This window comes from Tissierella sp. QWL-11, assembly GCF_058683765.1.
On record NZ_CM178750.1, the window covers coordinates 2,554,978 to 2,576,894 of the forward strand.

General features: G+C 30.7%; 20 protein-coding genes. 1 reads left to right on the forward strand and 19 read right to left on the reverse strand.

All coding sequences use genetic code 11. From position 1 onward, the window contains the following. Positions 1–84: 84 nt before the first annotated feature. The 9 genes from AC4PG3_RS12610 to AC4PG3_RS12650 form a co-directional block, all read right to left on the reverse strand. Positions 85–1,032: an acetyl-CoA carboxylase carboxyltransferase subunit alpha gene (locus AC4PG3_RS12610; protein ID WP_492196977.1), complete on the reverse strand. Its 948-nt coding sequence runs from the start codon at positions 1,030–1,032 to the stop codon at positions 85–87. Next, positions 1,025–1,837, reverse strand: coding sequence for an acetyl-CoA carboxylase, carboxyltransferase subunit beta (gene accD / locus AC4PG3_RS12615; protein ID WP_492196978.1), 813 nt, complete (start codon positions 1,835–1,837; stop codon positions 1,025–1,027). The genes AC4PG3_RS12610 and accD overlap by 8 nt, the downstream gene beginning before the upstream one ends. A 14-nt stretch (positions 1,838–1,851) precedes the next feature. Then, a complete protein-coding gene (locus tag AC4PG3_RS12620; protein ID WP_492196979.1) occupies positions 1,852–3,204 on the reverse strand; it encodes an acetyl-CoA carboxylase biotin carboxylase subunit in 1,353 nt (450 codons plus the stop codon). A gap of 2 nt (positions 3,205–3,206) precedes the next feature. Further along, on the reverse strand, positions 3,207–3,659 hold the full coding sequence (accB, locus tag AC4PG3_RS12625) for an acetyl-CoA carboxylase biotin carboxyl carrier protein (protein ID WP_492196980.1): 453 nt from the start codon (positions 3,657–3,659) through the stop codon (positions 3,207–3,209). Between the two features lie 93 nt (positions 3,660–3,752). Further along, positions 3,753–4,505, reverse strand: a complete 753-nt coding sequence (locus AC4PG3_RS12630; RefSeq protein ID WP_492196981.1) for a biotin--[acetyl-CoA-carboxylase] ligase — start codon at positions 4,503–4,505, stop codon at positions 3,753–3,755. Between the two features lie 10 nt (positions 4,506–4,515). Next, the gene (locus AC4PG3_RS12635) at positions 4,516–5,172 is read right to left on the reverse strand and encodes an ABC-2 transporter permease (RefSeq protein WP_492196982.1); all 657 of its coding nucleotides are present in this window, start codon (positions 5,170–5,172) and stop codon (positions 4,516–4,518) included. Between the two features lie 9 nt (positions 5,173–5,181). Then, the gene (locus AC4PG3_RS12640; protein WP_492196983.1) at positions 5,182–5,799 is read right to left on the reverse strand and encodes an ABC-2 transporter permease; all 618 of its coding nucleotides are present in this window, start codon (positions 5,797–5,799) and stop codon (positions 5,182–5,184) included. Further along, a complete protein-coding gene (locus AC4PG3_RS12645) occupies positions 5,783–6,658 on the reverse strand; it encodes an ABC transporter ATP-binding protein (protein ID WP_492196984.1) in 876 nt (291 codons plus the stop codon). The genes AC4PG3_RS12640 and AC4PG3_RS12645 overlap by 17 nt, the downstream gene beginning before the upstream one ends. 3 nt (positions 6,659–6,661) lie before the next feature. Further along, positions 6,662–7,036, reverse strand: a complete 375-nt coding sequence (locus AC4PG3_RS12650; protein ID WP_492196985.1) for a GntR family transcriptional regulator — start codon at positions 7,034–7,036, stop codon at positions 6,662–6,664. Between the two features lie 154 nt (positions 7,037–7,190). On the opposite strand from AC4PG3_RS12650, the gene AC4PG3_RS12655 reads away from it, so the two are divergent. Further along, on the forward strand, positions 7,191–7,751 hold the full coding sequence (locus tag AC4PG3_RS12655; RefSeq protein WP_492196986.1) for a biotin transporter BioY: 561 nt from the start codon (positions 7,191–7,193) through the stop codon (positions 7,749–7,751). 18 nt (positions 7,752–7,769) lie between these two features. Here the strand turns inward: AC4PG3_RS12655 and AC4PG3_RS12660 are convergent, their stop codons facing one another. The 10 genes from AC4PG3_RS12660 to citG all read right to left on the reverse strand — a co-directional run bounded on the left by AC4PG3_RS12660 (position 7,770) and on the right by citG (position 21,912). Then, a complete protein-coding gene (locus AC4PG3_RS12660; RefSeq protein ID WP_492196987.1) occupies positions 7,770–8,756 on the reverse strand; it encodes a biotin--[acetyl-CoA-carboxylase] ligase in 987 nt (328 codons plus the stop codon). A gap of 56 nt (positions 8,757–8,812) precedes the next feature. After that, the gene (gene fni / locus AC4PG3_RS12665; protein WP_492196988.1) at positions 8,813–9,826 is read right to left on the reverse strand and encodes a type 2 isopentenyl-diphosphate Delta-isomerase; all 1,014 of its coding nucleotides are present in this window, start codon (positions 9,824–9,826) and stop codon (positions 8,813–8,815) included. Positions 9,827–9,845: 19 nt separating this feature from the next. Then, a complete protein-coding gene (locus tag AC4PG3_RS12670; RefSeq protein WP_492196989.1) occupies positions 9,846–10,766 on the reverse strand; it encodes an LCP family protein in 921 nt (306 codons plus the stop codon). Between the two features lie 162 nt (positions 10,767–10,928). Continuing rightward, a complete protein-coding gene (locus AC4PG3_RS12675) occupies positions 10,929–12,155 on the reverse strand; it encodes a DUF438 domain-containing protein (protein ID WP_492196990.1) in 1,227 nt (408 codons plus the stop codon). A gap of 112 nt (positions 12,156–12,267) precedes the next feature. After that, positions 12,268–16,518, reverse strand: a complete 4,251-nt coding sequence (locus AC4PG3_RS12680; protein ID WP_492196991.1) for an acyl-CoA dehydratase activase-related protein — start codon at positions 16,516–16,518, stop codon at positions 12,268–12,270. Between the two features lie 96 nt (positions 16,519–16,614). After that, a complete protein-coding gene (locus tag AC4PG3_RS12685) occupies positions 16,615–18,198 on the reverse strand; it encodes a muramidase family protein (RefSeq protein ID WP_492196992.1) in 1,584 nt (527 codons plus the stop codon). A 54-nt stretch (positions 18,199–18,252) separates the two neighbouring features. Continuing rightward, on the reverse strand, positions 18,253–19,572 hold the full coding sequence (locus AC4PG3_RS12690) for a Na+/H+ antiporter NhaC family protein (protein ID WP_492196993.1): 1,320 nt from the start codon (positions 19,570–19,572) through the stop codon (positions 18,253–18,255). Between the two features lie 67 nt (positions 19,573–19,639). Next, positions 19,640–20,455: a glutamate racemase gene (gene murI, locus AC4PG3_RS12695; RefSeq protein WP_492196994.1), complete on the reverse strand. Its 816-nt coding sequence runs from the start codon at positions 20,453–20,455 to the stop codon at positions 19,640–19,642. A gap of 63 nt (positions 20,456–20,518) precedes the next feature. After that, complete coding sequence (citX, locus tag AC4PG3_RS12700) at positions 20,519–21,043, reverse strand: citrate lyase holo-[acyl-carrier protein] synthase (RefSeq protein ID WP_492196995.1); 525 nt, start codon at positions 21,041–21,043, stop codon at positions 20,519–20,521. Further along, positions 21,043–21,912, reverse strand: coding sequence for a triphosphoribosyl-dephospho-CoA synthase CitG (gene citG, locus AC4PG3_RS12705; protein WP_492196996.1), 870 nt, complete (start codon positions 21,910–21,912; stop codon positions 21,043–21,045). Before citG ends, citX begins: the two co-directional genes overlap by 1 nt. Between the last annotated feature and the right edge of the window lie 5 nt (positions 21,913–21,917).

Consider the following 21,917-nt stretch of genomic DNA (forward strand, 5'->3'; position numbering starts at 1 on the left):
TTATACAAAAAAATACCTACAGATTAAACACCTTTTTTCAAGTGTCTTATCTATAGGTACCATTTTAAATTGAGGAAAACTTTTTTATTTCCAAACTCCAATATTTCTAAACTTCTCATATCTCTTTTCTACTAATTTATCCTTATCTATAGACTTTAGCTCCTTTAATTCATTTGTTACATATTTTTTTATTTGGTTTGCTGTATAATCAACATCTTTGTGAGCTCCTCCTAGGGCTTCTTTTATAACTGAATCAATTAATTTAAGCTCTAACAAGTCATTCGCCGTTAATTTCATAACACTTGCCGCCCTTTCAGCTTGACTTGAATCCTTCCATAGAATACTTGAAAGTCCCTCTGGAGAAATCACCGAATATATGGCATTTTCAAGCATAGCTACTCTGTCTCCTACTCCTAAGGCTAAAGCTCCTCCACTTCCGCCTTCTCCTATTACTATGGAGATTATTGGAGTTTTAAGCCTGCTCATTTCCATAAGATTTAAAGCTATGGCTTCTCCTTGACCTCTCTCTTCTGGTCCTATACCACAAAAGGCTCCTGGAGTATCTATAAAGGTAATTATTGGCCTATTAAATTTTTCAGCTTGCTTCATAAGTCTTAAAGCTTTTCTATAGCCTTCAGGATTTGGCATACCAAAATTTCTCTTTATATTTTCTTTAGTATTATTTCCTTTTTGATGTCCTATAACTGTAATGGCTTGGTCTTGAAACTTGCCTATTCCTCCTACTATAGCAGGATCATCTCCAAAAAATCTATCACCATGAAACTCTACAAAATCCTCTACTAATAAATTTATATAGTCTAGACTAGTAGGTCTATCTTGACATCTTGCCAAATGTACTCGTTCCCAAGGAGTGAGCTTAGCATAGACTTCTTTTTTCATCTTATCTACTTTTCGAGTTAATATATACACTTCATGGCTTAAATCCACATGATTTTCCTCTGAGAACTTTTTTAATTCTCTTATCTTTTCTTCTAGTTTTAAAATTGGAGCCTCAGATTTTAAATTACTCATGGATTACACCACCTTTATGTAATTTTAAAATTTGTGATAGAGTCTCTTTCATATCTTTTCTTTCTACTATTTTATCTATAAACCCTTTTTCAAGTAAAAACTCTGCCCTTTGAAATCCTTCAGGCAACTTTTGATTTATAGTTTGCTCTATAACCCTGGGACCTGCAAAACCAATTAGTGCATTTGGTTCAGATATAATTATATCTCCAAGCATGGCAAAACTTGCAGTTACTCCTCCCGTAGTGGGATTGGTTAAAACCGGTATATATAAAAGTCCCTCTTCTCCTAGTTTTGCTATAGCTTGTGATGTCTTTGCCATTTGCATTAAAGCTAAAAGTCCCTCTTGCATTCTAGCACCACCAGATGCTGTAAATATAATTACAGGCAATCTCTTTTCAATTGCCTTTTCAATTGCTCTAGTAATCTTTTCTCCTACTACAGAACCCATACTTCCCATAATAAAATTAGGATTCATCACACAGATTACTACTTCTTCTCCATTTATATGACCTTCTCCAGTTACTACAGCATCATTTTCACCTGTATTTTCCAGATTTGACTGTATTTTTTCCTTATATCTCGGAAAATCTAATGGATCAGCAGTCTGTAAATCTAAATCATATTCTATAAATGTATCCTTATCTAATAAATCCTCTATTCTCTTTCTAGGATCTATCTTGGAATCTTTGCTATTTTCAGGAGAAGTTTTTTCTATAGGTTTTATATTTTTAATCTTTGAAGGTTCTTCTTGATTTTCAAAAGTAAGCGTAGCATATTTTTTTCTCTTAAAAAACTCCTTTAGCATTATCTCTCCCCTATCTAATTATCTTTTCCCAATATTTTTTTCTCTATAAAGGAAGTATCTATATTATTTTTTAAAAAGTCCTTATTATCCAATATTTCTTTTTGAAATTCTATATTTGTTTTTATTCCGATTATTACCATCTCATCTAATGCTCTTTTCATTCTGCTTATGGCTTCATTCCTATCTTTGCCCCAAGCTATCAATTTCCCAATCATAGAATCATAACTAGGAGGTATAGTATATTCATTATATATATGACTATCTAGTCTTATTCCATATCCACCAGGGACAAAGTATCCTTCAATCTTTCCTGGGGATGGCATGAAATTTTTATCTGGATTTTCCGCATTTATTCTACACTCTATGGCATGACCATTTATCTTTATATCTTCTTGTGCTAGACTTAACTCTTTACCATAGGCTATATTTATTTGCTCTTTTATTAAATCCACTCCTGTTACCATCTCTGTAATAGGGTGCTCTACTTGAATCCTAGTATTCATCTCTATAAAATAAAAATTCATATGTCTATCAAGCAAAAACTCAATTGTTCCCGCATTTATATAATTCACTGATTTAGCTGCACGTATAGCCATATCTCCCATAGCTTTTCTAAGCCCTTCATCCATTATCCCACAAGGAGCTTCTTCTAGAACCTTTTGATTTCTCCTCTGTAATGAACAATCCCTTTCTCCTAAATGTATTATATTTCCATGGGAGTCTCCAAGGATTTGAAATTCTATATGTCTAGGATTTTCAATAAACTTCTCCACATACATAGAGTCATCATTAAATGCTGCAAGGGATTCAGACTTGGCCATATTGAACTTTTCTATAAAATCTTCTTCTGCATGAACTATTCTCATACCTCTACCACCGCCACCACTGGAAGCTTTTATCATAACTGGGAACCCAATTTCCCTAGCTATTTCTAAGGCTTGCATTCCTATTGTAGTAGATTTTTTAGAACCTGGTATTACAGGTACTCCTGCCTTTATCATAGTCTCTCTAGCCTTAGATTTATTACCCATAGTTTGAATATGCTCTGCAGTAGGCCCTATAAATTTTATATCATTATCTATGCACGCTTGTACTAGGTCCTGATTTTCCGATAAAAATCCATATCCAGGGTGAATAGCTTCTGCCTTTGTAAGTATGGCTGCAGTGATTATAGCTTCTATACTCAAATAACTTTTATTAGATGGAGCTGGTCCTATGCACATGGCTTCGTCTGCCATATGCACATGAACAGAATCTTCATCTACTTCAGAATAAAGAGCTACAGTTTCAATACCCATTTCCTTACAGGTCCGAATGATTCTAACTGCTATTTCTCCTCTGTTGGCAATTAATATTTTTTTAAACATCATTACCTCCTAATCTTCATTATAGATTGACCATATTGTATAACATCCTCATCTTTAGCATATACCTCTACAATCTCTCCAGATACTTCACATTCAATTTCATTCATTATCTTCATAGCCTCAATTATACACAGAGTTTGCCCCTCTTCTACTCTATCTCCTGGTTTTACAAAGGAGTCCGAATCTGGGCTAGAAGCACTATAATAAACTCCTACTATGGGAGACTTTACATAGAAAAAATCCTCATCATCTGAAATTGTTGATTTTTCTAATTGAGTATTAGATTGTTCTTCTCTAACTATATAATTATCTGAACTATAATTTTGTTCACTTATAGTTTGATTTGAAACTTCCTTACTTAGCATTATCTTTATATCGCTTTTTTCTATTTCTACTCTTTGTATATTTGTCTTATCAATGGTAAGAATTAAATCCTTAATATCCTTGATATCCAAAATGACACCTCCTATTTTATTAATTTTTTTTAATATTTTATACTACAATTTATTATTATATCATAAGTAGAATTATCATTACAATTATTTAAATTAATCTATATACCCATTTACTCCTCTTATAGATACTTCTCCATAATAAATTTTTTCTATTCCTTCTTGAAATTCTACTAGGAATTGTCCTTCAGAATCTATATCCAGTGCTAAACCCTCTCTAGTATTCTCCCCATTTATAATTTTAATCCTTTTCCCTAATAAAATAGAGTTTTTTCTTGATATTTCTATAGCCTTTTTTATATCTCCAGTTTCTTTAAATGGAAGATATAATTCTTTTAATCTAGATAGCACCCTCCCTTGAACTTCTTCTATGTCCATTTCCTTATTTTCTTCTATCTTTATGGAAGTAGCTATATTACTTAAATCATCAGGAATATCTTTTGTATCCTGGTTTATATTTATGCCTATTCCCATTATTACATAGTTTACCTTTTCAAAACTACAACTGATTTCTGACAAGATTCCACATATCTTCTTCCCATTTAAGACTATATCATTAGGCCATTTGATTTTGGATTCTATACCTAAATCTAAAAGTGCCAAATTCACTGCAGCAGCTCCTATTAAACTTATCTTTGAGACTTCACCTGGATTTATATCAGGCTTTAAAATTATACTCATAGCCAAGCTCTTATCCCTAGAAGAAATCCAGCTTCTCCCCATTCTACCTCTGCCTTGGGTTTGCTGTTTTGCAGTTATAATTGTTCCTTCATTCTCAAATAGGGCCAATTCCTTAGCCCTATTGTTTGTCGAATCTAGTTTTTCATATGAAATTATTTTATACTCCATGCAATCATCCTTAAAATTCTTTTTGTTTATACATTTTTTTAGATATATTAAATGATAATATATAAATTATTATACTAAAGATAAATAATAAAAGCACTATATTAAAGCTTTCTAGATATTGAAGGATTTTAAAATCTGCAAAAAATTTTGGATATCTACCTCCAAGTATAAGAGCTCCTAGTACAATCATCCCAAATACTATCTCTGTTTTTTTAGAATCATTTTCATTTTTATAATAAAACAGCAAAGATATAGAATTATATATTGTTAAAATTGATATAACTATTAACACGGATAATAAACTTAATTTTTTATTGCTCACTCCCGAAAAATTTAAACTCACCACAAAGTATAATACATATATAGACACTGGTATGATAATCGAATACATTAAAAGACTTAAATACCTTCCAAGTACTATCTTCTCTTTTTCTAATGGTAGTGAATTTAAACTTATGTCCCCATCTTGATTTGCTTTACTTATCATAGAAACTATTAAATAATGAAAGAAAAAACTTATACCTACAAATATAAGTATATGTCCTTCTGAACTAGAAATTTCAATAGATAAAGCCATTAAAAAAGCAAAATGAATAGCAACTACAGATAAACCTATATGTGCCCAAATACCTACTAAATTTACATCTTTCATAATTAAAGCTTTCATAAAATCCTCCTATCCTATATCTCTACTTTTGTAAATGTACAAGCTTAAAATTAGAGATAAAATATACATTATAAAAGTAATAATTACTATGCTAATAGAGCTGATACTATTTAAAATAGAATCCCCATCTAAAAATGTACTAGTGCTATTTATTGAAATTACAATTATAATAGTGTTCCAAAAATTAAACCATCTATTTGTAAGCCAAAAGTATAAGGGTAGTATAATAGAACTTATTAAAAATAGTAAAAAACTAATTCTAACAAAAAAATTTATGTCTATAAGGCTTATATAATTTAGACCAAAAAAATTCAAAATAAAAAATAATATAAATATATATATACTTGCTAAAATATAATTTAAAATAAAGCTTAGATACTTTTGAAGTACTATTTCCCAATTATATACTGGCAAATACGCTATTGCTATATGACGATCCCTTTCATCTTCTGCATCAATTATGGTAAATCCAAAGGATATATAACCTATAGATAGCAAAATGAAAATTCCAATTCCATTTTCTCCAAACAAAATAATTAAAAATGGTATTACAAAAATAAGCATAGTCAAATGTGTTTTTATTTTATCTTTAATTAATATAATGTCTTTTTTAAATAGATTTAACATGCTTATCACCCTTTACATGATAATACATTATGTCTTCTAAACTCGGCTTTTCTATCACCACTTGCTCTCCATATTTTTCTCTAATACTATTTACCTCTGTAGTTAAGGATTCAAATCCTATATTTGTTATTCTAGTTCCTATAAATTTAGATTTATTTATCCTGTCTAAAATCTCCGTATCTCCCTTTACTATATAAAAACTATCTCCTACCTCTTCTACTGATTTAGAGAATACTATTTTGCCTCTATTTAAAAAAGTTATATAATCTGCTATTTTCTCTAAATCTGTAGTTATATGAGTTGAGAAAAATACAGCCTTTTTTTCATCTTGTATAATACTGTATAGGATATCTAATAGCTCTCTTCTCATTATAGGATCTAGTCCTGCTGTGGGTTCATCCATTATAATTAAATCTGCATGATGACTAAAGGCTAAAGCTATCCCATACTTCATCTTTTCACCTTTGGATAGTTTCTTTATCTTTCTACCAGGGTCTAAGCCAAATTCTCTCATATAGCTTTTAAATAAATCTTCATCCCATTTACTATAAAAGGGAGCTATAACCTCTTTCATATTCCTCATGGATAGATTTTCATAAAAATAGGACCCATCATATACAAATCCTATCCTATCCTTTATCTCCTTTTCAAACTTTATATGGTCTTTTCCAAATATGTTGATCTCCCCATGGTCTTTTTTAAGTAAATTCATAATTAATTTTATAGTAGTAGTCTTTCCTGCTCCATTTGGTCCGATAAATCCCATTATATATCCATATTTTAGGCTAAATGATACATCCTCTAGTTTAAATGTAAATAGATCCTTATCTAATCCCTTTACTTCTAATATATTTTCCATATTTTAAACCTCCCTATATAGGATTTTTATAATTTCTATTATATCTTCATCTTTAAATCCCAATGATTTACTCTCTTCTATTACTTCCAAAAGTTTATCTTCTATAATTTTAGTCTTTTTCTCCCTTATTAAATCTGTATCTACTCTTGCTACAAAGGAACCTTTGCCATGGACAGTCTCTATTAATCCCTCTTTTTCTAACTCTTCATAGGCCCTCTTTGTAGTAATTACAGATATTTGTAGATCTCTTGCAAGACCTCTAATAGAAGGTAGACTTTCTCCTGCTTTTAACTGATTTTTTATTATTATTTCTTTTATTTGATCTACAATTTGCTTGTATATTGGATCATTTGAGGAGTTTGAAATTATTATGTTCATCTTACCCTCCTTTGTTTTAACTACACATACTGTGTATATTCCCTATATACAGTATATGTAGTATTATACTCTTTGTCAATATAGTCTTCGTTGACAATTACATTTGATTATTGTAAACTATATTATAATTATAGGTTTACAATGGAGGTTAAACATGAAAATATCTACAAAAGAAATAACTTTAGTTTCTATCTTTACTGCACTTACTGCAATAGGTGCAGGTGTAAGTATTCCTGTAGCTGAAGTTCCTATAACTATGCAGACTTTATTTGTATTACTCTCTGGACTTATATTGGGACCTGGACTTGGAGCATTATCTCAAATTATATATATAATGCTAGGGCTTATTGGGATTCCCATATTTGCAGGTTTCTCTGGAGGAGTTCAAAGTATAATGAAGCCTAGTTTTGGATTTATGATTGGATTTGTCTTTGCTGCCTATATAGTTGGGAAAATTGCATATTCAACAAGGGACTTTTCCCGTGGGAAAATATGGATAGGATCTCTAATTGGAACAATAGTAATTTATATATTTGGACTACCATATATGTACTATATTTTAAATATTATGATGGGCAAAAATTTAGGCTTCTTGACTATATTAAAAATAGGTTGCCTTATATTTCTACCTGGAGATTTACTTAAACTAGCAGTGGCCTCTATAGTTTCAATTAGAGTTTTGCCTAGATTGTATAAACAAAACTTAAATATATAAAGACTAGATATCTAGTCTTTATATATTCCCTTCTATGTTTCTTATGGATATCTCCCCTGAGATTATATTTTCTATTCCATCTTCAAATTCTACTACAAGCTCTCCAAGTTCATTTATATCTAGAGCTTTACCTATTTTTGTAGTTTTGCCATTTATTACTCGAATTTCTTTACCTATTAGTATAGAATTTCCCCTTATAGTTTCGATTATTTCTCTGATATCTCCATACTCTTTAAATTTGGTATAATTTTCTTCAAATTCATTTAATATATTAGCTGTCAATTTTCTTCTATTTATTTCTTTTCCCAACTCTATCTTTAATGAAGTAGCCTTATTTTTTAAATCTTCGGGAAAATCCTCTTTATCTAAATTTACATTTATTCCTATTCCCATTACTATATAATCTACCATGTTCAATTCTCCACTCATTTCAGTGAGAATTCCTGATACCTTTTTCCCATTAATCAGAATATCATTTGGCCATTTAATCTGTGAGTTTATACCAATGTTTTTTAAGGCATTAAAAACTGATACTGCCCCTATTAATGTAATCCTAGAAACTTTAATGGGATCAAGTTCAGGCTTTAGAATTATACTCATCCAAATCCCTTTACCTTTAGGAGATATCCATTCTCTACCTATTCTTCCTTTACCACCTGTTTGTTCTTCAGATATTAATACTGTTCCCTCTTTTAAATCCAATGCTTTTTCCTTAGCTTTTTTATTGGTAGAGTCTATTGATTTAAAATATTCCATATGTTTTCCTATAAATTCAGTTGATAGATATTCTTCTATCTCTTCATAGGAAAGTATGTCTGGAGAAGTTCTTAATTTATATCCTCTTCTAGATATAGACTCTATATCATATCCTTCCTCCTTTAGATTATTTATGTGTTTCCAAACTCCTGCTCTAGTAATATTGAGCTCTTGTGAAATTTCTTCCCCTGAAATAAAATCGTATTTATTTTTCTTCAAAATCTTTAAGACTTTCTTCTTCACATTCATTTGCCTTCCTTCTAAAAAAACTAGGACAAATTTGTCCTAGTTTTTATTTTGCTATTTTATAACATTTCTTTTAATTTTCCTGTTACCTTATAATCTATAGTCTTTAATTCTTCTAAGTTTCTCGTACCTAGCATAAGCATTATCATCTTCATCTTATATACGATACCTTCTAGGTATTTTCGGGCATTATCATATCCTCCGTGTACCAAATATGCAAGTAATTCCCCACTTATGGCTACTTGATTTGCACCTAGGATTAAAGATTTGATTATCTCCGTACTAGTCCTAATTCCACCACTCGAAGTAATGTTTAAATCTTTGGGAAGTTCTCTACATTTCATCAAAGAATAAGCTGTAGGTATTCCCCATGAATATAATTCAGTTAAATCTATACTCATATTTCTTAAATTTTCTATTTCAATAAAATTAGTGCCACCATGTCCTGCTATATCAATATATCTTATACCTATGTCATAAAACTTCTTAGCTACTTCTTTGGAAATTCCAAATCCTACTTCTTTTACTATAACAGGCTTGTCTATACTTTCTTTAATTTTTTTTATATTATCTATAACACCTTTAAAATCTCTATCTCCCTCAAGCATAGAAAGTTCTTGAGCTGTATTTAGATGTATCTGTATAGCATCACCATCTATTACCTCTAAGGCTTCTCTCACCTGTTCTACCGTTGCAAATCCGTTTAGATTGGCTATAGTAACCCCATCTTTACCTATGTTTTCCCTAACTATTTTAAAAGAATTTCTGCAAGCTTCTTCTTCGCACATCAATATAGTTTCAGAACCTACTGCCATAGGAATATTAAATTCTTTTGCAAGTAGAGATAAATCCTCATTGATACCTCCAGAAAATTCCGTTCCACCTGTCATAGCATTTATTATTATAGGATAATCTATGGTTTTTCCTAGAAATTTAGTCTTTGTATCTATTTCTGAAAAATTCAACTCTGGTATTGCATTGTGCTGTATAAATATATCTTCAAATAGAGTATTTCCTTCAAATGAAGTTTTTAAATAATTTTCCACATGCTCTCTTTTTCTTTTTTTCCTCATCTATATTCACTCCTATTTACTAGTCTAATAAATAGTCTCCAAACATCTCATCTACAAGTACTTTTGTCTCTTCTCTATCATATATAAGATATGAAAGTCCTCCAATATTTCCAGGATAACCAGGTATAGTGTTTGAAGTCATGGATTCTATATCTATCTTTTTAGCAGAAGTTATCCCCTTAATAATAACATTTAAAGGTATATTTGTCTCTACATTGTCAAAATAAGTTTCTGCTAATTTTGGTAATTTAAAGATATTTTTTGGCTTTAGTGTCTGTTTTATGAGCTCCTTCATAAAGTACTGTTGAGCTTTAATTCTACCTAAGTCACCATCTTTATAAGATCTAAATCTCAAGAAATCATGAGCATCAGGTCCATAAAGTGTTTGAGGTCCTTTTTGAAGATTTATTCTCAAAGGAGGATCTGCAGTAGGATCATTATAATACATCCTTTGAGGTACATCTATCTCAACCCCTCCAATTTCATCTACTACTTCTTTAACTATATTGTAATCTACTTTTACAAAATAATCTAAATCAATTCCTAAGAAATCTCTAATAGTCTGTATCGTAAGCTCTGAACCTCCATAGGCATGAGCATGATTTAGCTTGTCTTCTTTTCCTCTAACTAAAACCCTAGTATCCCTAGGAAGTGATAATAAATCTATCTTTCCAGTTTTAAAATTCACCTTAAATAACATCATAGTATCAGTTCTAGTGCCCTTAGATTTTTTCACATCTTTAGAGTCTACTCCCATTAAAAGGAATAAAACTTCTTCTTTTATCTTTGGTTCTATTTCTTCTGTCGGCTCTTCATTTTCTTCATCTATAGTGGGGGCTGCCACTATTTGTTTATCAAATATATTGTCCCAAAGGCTTACATACATCATTGTAAAAACTACAATTGATATGGTAAAGACCAAAAAAAACTTCCTTTTCATTTTTACACCTCATATTCTAAAAACTACATCTATAATAATACTATCTCTAATAATACTACAGTAATAAAAATTTTACAATGAAAAAACTTTGTTTTAGAAATAATTTTAATTTTTTGTCGAAAAAACCCCCTTCTTAAAAAAGGGGATTAATATTTTAAATAACTATTCACTTATCAGTCTTTTCTCACCAGTAATCTCTCTTATAGGAGCAACATTCTGTACATATTCTAGAGTCCCTAAATACTCTCCTTGCTCATTTCTAACTGCAAAAAATCTTATTAATACAAATTTATCTCCCATTTGAATCCAAAAATCTTCATTGTCTTTTTTCCCACTCTTAAAATCTTCTACTATTTTTTCCACCATATGAACCGATCCCGGTGGATGACAATTTTCTACTTTTCTCCCTATAACTGCCTTTGTCCTTGTGAATATCCTTTGTTCTCCCTTTGAAAAAAACTTCACTTTGTCATTCTTATCTACAAAGGATACTTCTCCTGGTATTACTTCGAATATACTTCTTATCTCTTCAGGAGTTAGGGAGCCATTTTCAAATTTTATACTTCCATTTATATGAGTAGATAATTCTTCCTTTTCTTTATTTTCTACTTCTGAAGTTTTCACACGGTTATATTCCCAGTCCTTCTCAGGGGAGATAAATGCAAATCCTACTTCATCAGATTCTTTATATATTTCAATCCACTCATCTTCTGTAAGGGTCTCTAAGCTCATCGGAAACAGGATGCTGTCTTCTTTAAATATCATCTCTTTAATTTGATCTATGGTATCTTCTATTTTAAGAATAAGTTCATCTTTGTTTCCAATATAATTCTTTAAACTTATATTTATATCCTTTATCTTTCCTCTTATTTCATCATCTACACCCCACATTACCTTTGGTGGCGCTGTTACTCCATACTTTTCAAGATAAGGAAATATTAGGTTTTCTTTTCTACTATAATGTTTATCAATATCCCATATAAAGTTAAAGTCTTCTATTAAACTTACAATATTTTCCTTAGAATCATCTTCTTTAAATTTAGCTAGATTCTTATTTAGAATATCATCCATATAATTTTCTAGAGCTTCATTTTCTTTTTTAAAAGTATATATTGGATGCCCTGGAACTTGTTCAGGATGATGTATTTCATCTAAGGTTCCTTTAAAAACCGCTGCATGCACATCACATAGGTTTTGTATCTCTTCAATGGGAAGTCCTTCTTTTACCAATTGTACTTCCATCTGCCCTATTTCCTTAGGGGACACCCCCTGTATTACCTCTTGAAATTTGTCTTTTACTTCATCTACAGTCTTTCCCTCATGTAATTCTTTTATGACTTCTTTTAGTTTTTTCTGTCTGTATTCTCTATTGTTTATCCATTCGCTCATATTTTCCCTCCAGACATTATTTAAACCCTTTTACCATCTCCAATGAATTCATATGTGATATCATCTATTATATAGTCATTTCCCTTTGTAGCTTATAAATATTCATAGACTATTAATTTACAACTTTGCTTTTAATCTTGATATTTTCACTTCCCAGATTTTCATTAGCCTTTGACAACATTAATTTAATCCTATTTAATTGATTTACTTCACTTGCACCAGGATCATAGTCTAGAGGAATTATATTGGCTTTAGGATATTTATCCCTTATTGGTTTTATCATACCCTTACCTACTATATGGTTTGGAAGGCATCCAAAAGGTTGAACACATATAATATTTTCTACTCCTATGTTAATAAACTCTACCATCTCCGCTGTAAGTAGCCAACCTTCACCTGATTGATTTCCTAGACTTATAAACTCCTTGGCAAAGTCTATTAATTCCTCTATTTTGGGTGGTGTTTGAAATCTCTCACTCTTATTTAAAGCGTCCCTTATATGTTTTCTAAAATATTCTATATAATTTATACCCATAGCTCCTACTATTTTATCAGTAAATTTTTTACCTAGATATTTATACTTATAATGAGAATTATATAAGCAATAAAGAACAAAATCTGTTATATCACTAATTACTACTTCTGCGCCTTCTTCTTCTAATATATCAATTAAATTATTGTTTGCCATTGGATGATATTTGACAAGTATCTCCCCTACTATCCCAACCTTTGGTTTTGTAATAGATAATATTTCAATTCTATCAAAGCTTTCAACTATATCATTTACATATTTTATAAAACCTTTATTTGTCATATTCTCCATTTTTTCTCTTAAGAAATCTATCCATTTTTCTAGGAGGATTTGTGTAGAATTTTTAATCTTTTCATAGGGCCTAGTCTTTAAACTAACCCTCATTAATAAGTCTCCTAAGAGTATTGCAAATATAGACTTTTTCCCCATATTATAATTAAGCTTAAAGCCAGGGTTTCTTTCTATTCCTTGAGTGCTAACCCCTATAACTGGAACATTTGAAAAACCTGCATCCTTTAGAGCCTTTCTCAAAAAACCTATATAGTTTGATGCTCTACACACTCCTCCAGTTTGACTTATTAAAAGAGATGTATGATCTATATCATATTTACCTGACTTTAATGCCTTTATAAATTGACCTATGACTAATATAGATGGATAACATGCATCATTATTTACATATTTTAGCCCTTCATTTATTGCATCTTCTCCTGGTTCATCTACAATTTCTAAATTATATCCAGAATTATTAAGCACCTTTTCTAGTAATTCAAACTGTATAGGTGCCATTTGAGGCATTAAAATCGTATGAGTCTTTTTATCTTCCTTTGAAAATATGATTCTATCTTTATAATCTTTTTTACTTCTTTTAGATTCTTGAATATTTTTTCTTTCTTCTAAGGCTGATAAAAGAGATCTAATTCTAATCTTAACTGCCCCTAAATTGCTTATTTCGTCTATCTTAAGCAGAGTATATATTTTTTTGTTTTCTTCTAATATTTCATGGACTTGATCTGTTACTACAGCATCTAATCCACATCCAAAGCTATTTAGCTGAATTAATTCTAAATCATCTCTTTTGGATACAAAACTTGCAGCTCTATAAAGTCTTGAATGATAAGTCCACTGATCCAATACTCTCAAAGGCATATCTACTTTACCAAGTCCCTCTACACTATCTTCAGTTAACACTACTATACCTAAAGAATTTATTAAGTCTGAAATTCCATGATTTATAGCCGGATCTATATGATAAGGCCTACCTCCTAAAACTATCCCCCTTATATTATTTTCTTCCATAAATTTAAGAGTTTCTTTACCTTTAGTCTTTATATCCTGTCTGTAGATTTCTAATTCTACGAAGGCCTTTTCCAAAGCTAAACCTATTTCTTTTTCATCTATATCAAAATCCTTTAGGCTAGCTAAGAGTTGTAATTTCAAATGTTTCTTGTCTTCAAAAGTTATAAATGGATTTAAAAACAATATATCTTTTTTCTTTAAATCTTCAATATTATGCTTTACTACCTCTGTATACCCTGTAACTACTGGACAGTTTAAATGATTATCACTATTTATATCTTCTTTTGTTTCATAAAAAACAGATGGATAAAATATAAATTTCACATCTCTCTCTATTAAATCCACTATATGTCCATGTACCATTTTTGCAGGATAACAAGCTGTTTCACTTGGTATGGATTCAATCCCTTTTTCATAGACCTCCCTACTAGAATTTCCAGACAATACTACACTAAAACTTAATTCAGTGAAAAACTTATGCCAAAATGGATAATTTTCATATATATTTAATACCCTAGGTATTCCAACAATCCCCCTTTTAGCTTCAGTTAAAGGCAATGGATTATAGTCAAAGGTTCTCTTGTATTTGTAATCATATAGATTAGGAATAGAGTTTTTTCCATTCTCTATCCCTATACCTCGTTCACATCTATTTCCTGTAATATATTTTTTCCCATTAGAAAATTTATTTATAGTTAATATACAATTATTTCCACATTTGCCACAATTGGCTTGAGCTGATTTATATGAAAAATCATTTAATTCTTCTAATTTTAAAATATTAGATTTAATTCCTCTATATCTTTCCTTAGCTATCAAAGCTGAACCTATAGCCCCAATTAATCCTGTAAAATTAGGCCTGATAACTTCTCTACCAGATATAATCTCTAGGCTTCTAAGAATAGCATCTCCATAAAAAGTTCCACCCTGAGCCACTATTCTCTCCCCTAATTCCTGCGGATCCCTACATTTTATTACCTTTTGCAGTGCATTTTTTATCACAGAATAGGAGAGTCCTGCTGCTATATCTCCTATGGTTGATCCCTCTTTTTGCGCTTGTTTTACACATGAATTCATAAATACAGTACATCTAGATCCTAAATCTACTGGATTCTCTGCAAATAAGGCTAATTCTAAAAACTCACTTACCTCCATGTTTAAAGACTTGGCAAAGGTTTGAATAAATGAACCACATCCTGAAGAGCAAGCCTCATTTAAAAGTATCTCATGTATGACCCCATCCTGAATTTTAATAGACTTCATATCTTGACCACCTATATCAAGTATAAAATCCACATCTGGATCAAAGAATTTCGCACCTTTATAGTGGGCTATAGTCTCTACTTCTCCCTCATCTATATTTAATCCTTGTTTTATAAACTCTTCTCCATATCCAGTTACACAGGAATTTAATATGTTTATATCGGGAAACTTTTCATAGATCTCTTTCAATATTAATATTGCCTGATCCATAGGCTTTCCCTTATTGCTACCATAGTGAGTATAGATAATCTCTAAGTCTTCATTTAAGACAACAGCCTTAGTAGTAGTAGAACCTGCATCTATACCTAGATATCCAAAGCCTTTATACCCATCTAAATTTGCCAAATTTATTTTATTTTTATCATGTCTATTCTTAAACTCTACATATTCTTGTTTATCTTTGAAAAGCGGTTGTATATTTTTTATACTTTTCTGATTATTATAGCTAGAATTGTCTAATCTATTTTTAAAATCTTTGAAGCTCATAGTCTTTTGGTCTTTCGATAATATAGCAGCACCCATAGCTACATAAAGTTGTGAATTCTCAGGATAGATCATATCACTCTCTTCCAAATTTAAACTAATTTTAAATCTTTCCCTTAAACCAGAAAGAAAATGTAATGGTCCACCTAAAAATGCAACTCTACCTCTAATTGGTCTTCCACAGGCAAGGTTTGAAATCGTCTGATTTACTACCGCTTGAAACACTGATACACTTATATCCTCTTTTGATACACCTTGATTAATAAGAGACTGGACATCAGTTTTAGCAAATACTCCGCATCTAGATGCTATAGAATATACTTTTTTATGATTTTTAGAAAGATTATTTAAACCCTCAGCGTCGGTTTCTAAAAGTGATGCCATCTGGTCTATAAAAGCTCCAGTTCCACCTGCACAAATACTGTTCATTCTATGTTCATGAGCATTTCCTAAATAGGTAATCTTTGCATCTTCTCCACCTAATTCTATTGCCACATCTGTCTGAGGGATAAACATATTTATGCTTTTAGTTGAAGCTATTACCTCTTGTACAAAACCAATATCTAACCATTTATTTACAGAAAGTCCACCAGATCCTGTTACCATAATAGTTATTCTTTCATTTTTAAAATATTTGTAACCTTCTAAGACTACTTCCTCTATAGTGTCTTTTATATTTGAGAAATGTCTTTTATAAGTTCCATGGACTAACTCAAATTTACTATTTAAAATTACCAGCTTTACAGTTGTAGAGCCTACATCTAATCCTATGTGTAATATAGACACTACACCATCTCCCTTCATATTTATGATTTACGTCAATTATATCACAGATAATAATTAAGTATATACTAAAAAAAGCCTCCGAAGAGGCTATTTTTTTTACATACTTGGTACGCATACTGTCTTATGCAATTCAAAATCACTTGGTGCTAAATTTCCATTTATCTTCATTAGATAAGATACAGTTGTGTCAAACTTTTTAGCTAGTGAAACTACTACTAAACCATCTGCAGGTATATCTGTTTGTTTTATCTTATAAGATTCTGTTCCCCTTCTACAAGGACATCCTCTATCCTTATGAGGTAGTATACAAAGTTTTTGTCCTGGTTGAATTCTGTTTATATCTAATTGTGGATTTCCTGCCATTAAATCCATTATTGATATATCAAATCTAACTAGTATTTTAGTTAAGCTATCATCTGTTTTTACTACATATATTTGTCCGTTAGGGCAAAAAACCGGAGGAGTTTCCTTTGGAATACATATTAATTGACCTACTCTTAGATTATTGGGGTCTATTCCTGGGTTTGCCTTTAAAAGGTCTTTTACGCTTATATTATACATCATTGCTATAGAATAAAGTGTATCTCCTGGTCTTACAACATAGTACATACCATCGCACTCTGGGGGAGGAGTTACGCCTCTTGGTATACATATCCTTTGACCCACTCTTAAATTATCAGGGTCTAATCCCGGATTTACTCTTAATATAGCTTCTACTGTGGTATTGTATTCCATGGCTAATTTATAAATTGTATCTCCTGGTTTTACTATATAGGGAAATGTTCCTATAGGACAAGGTCCTGGACCACCACTTGGTATACATATCCTTTGACCTACTCTTAAATTATCAGGATCTAATCCTGGATTTGCTCTTAATATAGCTTCTACTGTTGTATTAAATTCCATTGCTAATTTATAAATTGTATCTCCTGGCTTTACTATATAGGGAAATGTTCCTATAGGGCAAGGTTCTGGAGTACCACTTGGTATACATATCTTTTGACCTACTTGTAAGTTATTAGGATCTAATCCTGGGTTTGCTCTTAATATAGCTTCTACTGTTGTATTGTATTCCATGGCTAATTTATAAATTGTGTCTCCTGGTTTTACTATATAGGCAAATGTTCCTATAGGGCAAGGTTCTGGAGTACCACTTGGTATACATATCTTTTGACCTATTTGTAGATTATTAGGGTCTATTCCTGGATTTACCTTCATTATCGCTTCTACCGTTGTATTGTACTCTATTGCTAATTTATAAAGTGTATCCCCTTGCTTTATTGTGTAAGAAAATGTTCCTATCGGACAAGTTATTGGAGTGCTACTTGGTATACATATCTTTTGGCCTATTTGTAGATTATTAGGGTCTATTCCTGGATTTACCTTCATTATCGCTTCTACCGTTGTATTGTACTCTATTGCTAATTTATAAAGTGTATCCCCTTGCTTTATTGTGTAAGAAAATGTTCCTATTGGACAAGTTATTGGAGTGCTACTTGGTATACATATCTTTTGGCCTATTTGTAAATTATTTGGATTTATTCCTGGATTAATCTTCATGATAGCTTCTACCGTTGTATTATATTCGATTGCCAATTTGTAAAGCGTGTCTCCTGATTTGATAATATATGGGAAACTACCTTGAGGACAACTCCCTAATATTTTATTATAATCTTTCATGCTTAACCACCTTTCTTTGATTATTCTTTCATAATATACTATGCAAATAAGTGATTAAGAGTTCCTATCTGTTTTTAAAAGGTAAATATAATTTAATATGAAGGGAAGATATAAATAAAAGCTATATGGTACAATACTAGCAGCTTCTACATTTAGTGTCGCAGCTGGAACTAAATTAGCTATATTCCAAGGGATAAGAGGTGCAAATAGAACTGTAGTATTTGAAATATCTGTAGCTAAATCATAAGTATCTTTTTTAAGTCTTTTATATGTACTCTTCATTATTTGACTAGTCATAACTATCGCTATGGATTGATTCCCTCCAAATGCTGAAGATATCAAAGAAACTATCCCTGTAGCTCCTAGTAATCTCTTTTCTGAATCTACCTTTTTAAATAGTTTATTTAAGTTATCAAACAAATCCATCCTCTCTAAGACACCAGCCATTGCACAAGATACAAACACTACAAATGCAGGTTTTAACATCGAAAATATGCCTCCCCCCTTTAGTATATCCACTAAGGGATTATTTGGTTCTAATTTATATCCAAATACTAAGCTCTTTAAAAAATCAATTATCTCTACATCTTGAACATATATTGCTATAATTGTCCCTGATAGTATGCTTAACATCATAGATCTTCTAACACTTATCTGTAATATACTTAAACCAAACATTATAATAGCTGGTATGATAACCACTATATTTACTACGAAGCTCTCATTTATATTTTCTAAGATATTATTTCCTACAGTATTTAGTGGGTTTGATAAAGAAAATAATAGATATACAATTGAAGTTAAAATAAAAGGCAATATTGTAGTCTTTCTAAATCTTTTTAACATAGGATAGAGCTTAGAACCTGTAATATTTGCAACTAAGTTGGCAGACGATGACATAGGAGATACTCTATCTCCAAAAAAACATCCTGATAAAATTGCTCCACCTGCTAAATTTATATTTATATCTCCACCTCTTGCCATAATAATTAAAACTATACCTATGGTGCTTGCAGTTCCAAAAGCAGTCCCTAACATATATGAAACTAAGGAACTAGTTAAAAATGCAAAAAGAATAAAAAATCTAGGATTCATAATCTTCATGCTAAAATAAACTATCGAGGGTATTGTTCCTGCACTTAACCATGATGCTGTAACAAGTCCTATAAGTAAAAATATCCTTAAAACTACAAAAGCTCTTTTTCCCCCATACCATGCACTATTTAATATTTCTCTAGAAGTATTACCTAATCTAAATGAAATAATTGAAAATATAAGCAAGCTTATAAGTAAACTATAGCCTATAAATATGTCATTTAAGACACCAAGTATTAATATGCTAAATGACAGAATAAAACCTAATATTAATTCCATAAAATCACTCCCAAATTTCTTTCAATAACCATATAATTTATTATATATTTTAAAATCTTTAAAGCCCCTAGACTACTATGAGTCTAGGGGCTTTTTCATTTAATTCAAATATATTGTCCGGTTCTCCCATATTTAGATCATTAATCATCTTTTTATAAGTCTCTTCACAACCTGTTGTATATATATTAAATCTGGATATTAAGTTATTTCCCTTTATTTTATTTCTCCTCATAAGCCTGTCTATATATAAAACTTGTTGATACGCCGGATCTATAAAATTTATATCAGGACTTTGAACTTGAAACTCATCTATTACTATTGGAAAATGGGTACATGCAAGTACTATATCCTTTAATTTTTGTTCCTCTAATATATTCCCAATATGTATGTCTACTAAGTTTCTTATTTCTTCTCCAGTGTATTCACCACTATCTATTTTTGATGCTAAACTTGGAGATCCTTCAGAAACTATCATTATATCTGGGTCCCTTTGTTTTAGAAGTTTTTCATATAAGCCTACTTTTATTGTAAAGGATGTAGCAAGTATCCCTACTTCTTTTATGTCCTTTTGTACTATATAGTCTACCACAGGTGATATTATGCTTATAATAGGTACAGCATAGTCTTTGAAATACTTTTCAATTATAGTTGATATGGTATTGCAAGCTACTGCTATTAATTTTACATCCTTTTTTATTAAACAATCTATCATATTCTTAGTAAGAAGATATATTTCTTCTTCTGATTTATTACCATAAGGAACATTTTTATTGTCTCCAAAATATATAATATTTTCTTCTGGCAATATTCTTCTAAGCTCCTTCGCTACGGTAAGTCCTCCTACTCCTGAATCAATGACGCCTATAGGCCTATTATCCCACACAAAAATCCCCCCTGAATAATTGTTTAAATTATCTAAATATTACATTTTAATAATCTCACAATTTCACTTTTTTGTCAAATCTAAATATTCATTCATTAATCTTTTAACTTCTACTAATAATTCTTCAAGGCTGTGGTTTTTTTCCCTCATACAAACTCTGGCATCTTTATTACACAAAAGACATCTTCTGCTGCTCAAATCTAAGTCTTTTCTAGATATCTGTTTCATATCTTCATCAAATACATCTATATCAAAAAGTCTTCCTAGAAAATGTTTCTCTTCTATATTTATCATAAGATTTTTTATTTCCAAAGCATGTTCATCTACTATAATATAGCCCTCTGCACCTGTAGGTTTTTCATACCTATTTTTATATAAGATGACTATACCTTTTTCTTTCAATTCTTCTATAATATACTCCATAGCTTCTTTGTGAATTTTTCTATACTTTTCACTATCCTTTTTTAAGCCGGGAATATTTAAGGTAAAGGATATGAGGGTATTTTTAAATTTATCTATCAGTCTATGTTGAATTATTCTTCTATTCTCCTTAGATTCTAAAATTTCAAGAATTAATTTTTCATCCATTATAGAACATCTCCATTTTCAATTAAGAAAAACATAAGAGTTACAGCAAGTAAATCAGCAGATCCACCTGGACTTATATGCTTTTGTATAAAATCAGAATCCATAGCTTTTACAAAGCACCTGCCTCTGGGTGTCAAATACCCTCCAAGGTCTATAGCTTCCTTTGACTTATCTTGTACATAATATAAAATATCCATATTGTGCCTTCCAAGTATATTGCTATCTTCTGCATCTTTCATAAGGTATAACAGAGTATGAACTAGTATATCATTTATATGATATATCTTTTTATCTATTAAAGTTTTAAAAACAGGTAGGGAATTATCTATTACACTGGGAAATCCCGCTTCTACTTCTCCCCTGATACCTTTTATTCCGTGCCTTTTAAATAGCTTTTCTCCATATGTAGGATTATCCTTTTCAGTTTCTAATTCTCTACTCAATCCCTTTGTCATATCCATTATCCTACTTCTAAATACCTTGGAGGAGTAGTACATGTCTCCATAATCTCTAAACAAACTTCCTAAAGCACCATTAATTATTCCTAAAGAAAATATCATTCCCTTATGTGTATTAATTCCTTTGGTAGCTGTAAACATATCTCTTTCTGCATTAATTCCAATAGGCCTTATACTTTTTAGTAAAATAGTATAATCTTCTTTTTTAAAGTTTATACCTGCATTAGTACAGTTATAAAAATAATTATACAAAACTGAAGTACTGTTTATAAAAGTAAAAAAATCCATATCTCTGTGAGCACCAGAATTATTCCTATCCACAAGTCCTGGCTTAGGGGTTGCTGATACTTCATAGAGCATTGATTTAATTGATATATCTGCTATATATGTACAAAATTCATCTTTGTTCATCTAAT

Bases quoted from the DNA above. Each gene is read 5' to 3' on its own strand.
- AC4PG3_RS12610 (WP_492196977.1), bottom strand. From the start codon at position 1,032: ATGAGTAATTTAAAATCTGAGGCTCCAATTTTAAAACTAGAAGAAAAG.
- accD (WP_492196978.1), bottom strand. From the start codon at position 1,837: ATGCTAAAGGAGTTTTTTAAGAGAAAAAAATATGCTACGCTTACTTTT.
- AC4PG3_RS12620 (WP_492196979.1), bottom strand. From the start codon at position 3,204: ATGTTTAAAAAAATATTAATTGCCAACAGAGGAGAAATAGCAGTTAGA.
- AC4PG3_RS12630 (WP_492196981.1), bottom strand. From the start codon at position 4,505: ATGGAGTATAAAATAATTTCATATGAAAAACTAGATTCGACAAACAAT.
- AC4PG3_RS12635 (WP_492196982.1), bottom strand. From the start codon at position 5,172: ATGAAAGCTTTAATTATGAAAGATGTAAATTTAGTAGGTATTTGGGCA.
- AC4PG3_RS12640 (WP_492196983.1), bottom strand. From the start codon at position 5,799: ATGTTAAATCTATTTAAAAAAGACATTATATTAATTAAAGATAAAATA.
- AC4PG3_RS12645 (WP_492196984.1), bottom strand. From the start codon at position 6,658: ATGGAAAATATATTAGAAGTAAAGGGATTAGATAAGGATCTATTTACA.
- AC4PG3_RS12650 (WP_492196985.1), bottom strand. From the start codon at position 7,036: ATGAACATAATAATTTCAAACTCCTCAAATGATCCAATATACAAGCAA.
- AC4PG3_RS12655 (WP_492196986.1), top strand. From the start codon at position 7,191: ATGAAAATATCTACAAAAGAAATAACTTTAGTTTCTATCTTTACTGCA.
- AC4PG3_RS12660 (WP_492196987.1), bottom strand. From the start codon at position 8,756: ATGAATGTGAAGAAGAAAGTCTTAAAGATTTTGAAGAAAAATAAATAC.
- fni (WP_492196988.1), bottom strand. From the start codon at position 9,826: ATGAGGAAAAAAAGAAAAAGAGAGCATGTGGAAAATTATTTAAAAACT.
- AC4PG3_RS12670 (WP_492196989.1), bottom strand. From the start codon at position 10,766: ATGAAAAGGAAGTTTTTTTTGGTCTTTACCATATCAATTGTAGTTTTT.
- AC4PG3_RS12675 (WP_492196990.1), bottom strand. From the start codon at position 12,155: ATGAGCGAATGGATAAACAATAGAGAATACAGACAGAAAAAACTAAAA.
- AC4PG3_RS12685 (WP_492196992.1), bottom strand. From the start codon at position 18,198: ATGAAAGATTATAATAAAATATTAGGGAGTTGTCCTCAAGGTAGTTTC.
- AC4PG3_RS12690 (WP_492196993.1), bottom strand. From the start codon at position 19,572: ATGGAATTAATATTAGGTTTTATTCTGTCATTTAGCATATTAATACTT.
- citX (WP_492196995.1), bottom strand. From the start codon at position 21,043: ATGGATGAAAAATTAATTCTTGAAATTTTAGAATCTAAGGAGAATAGA.
- citG (WP_492196996.1), bottom strand. From the start codon at position 21,912: ATGAACAAAGATGAATTTTGTACATATATAGCAGATATATCAATTAAA.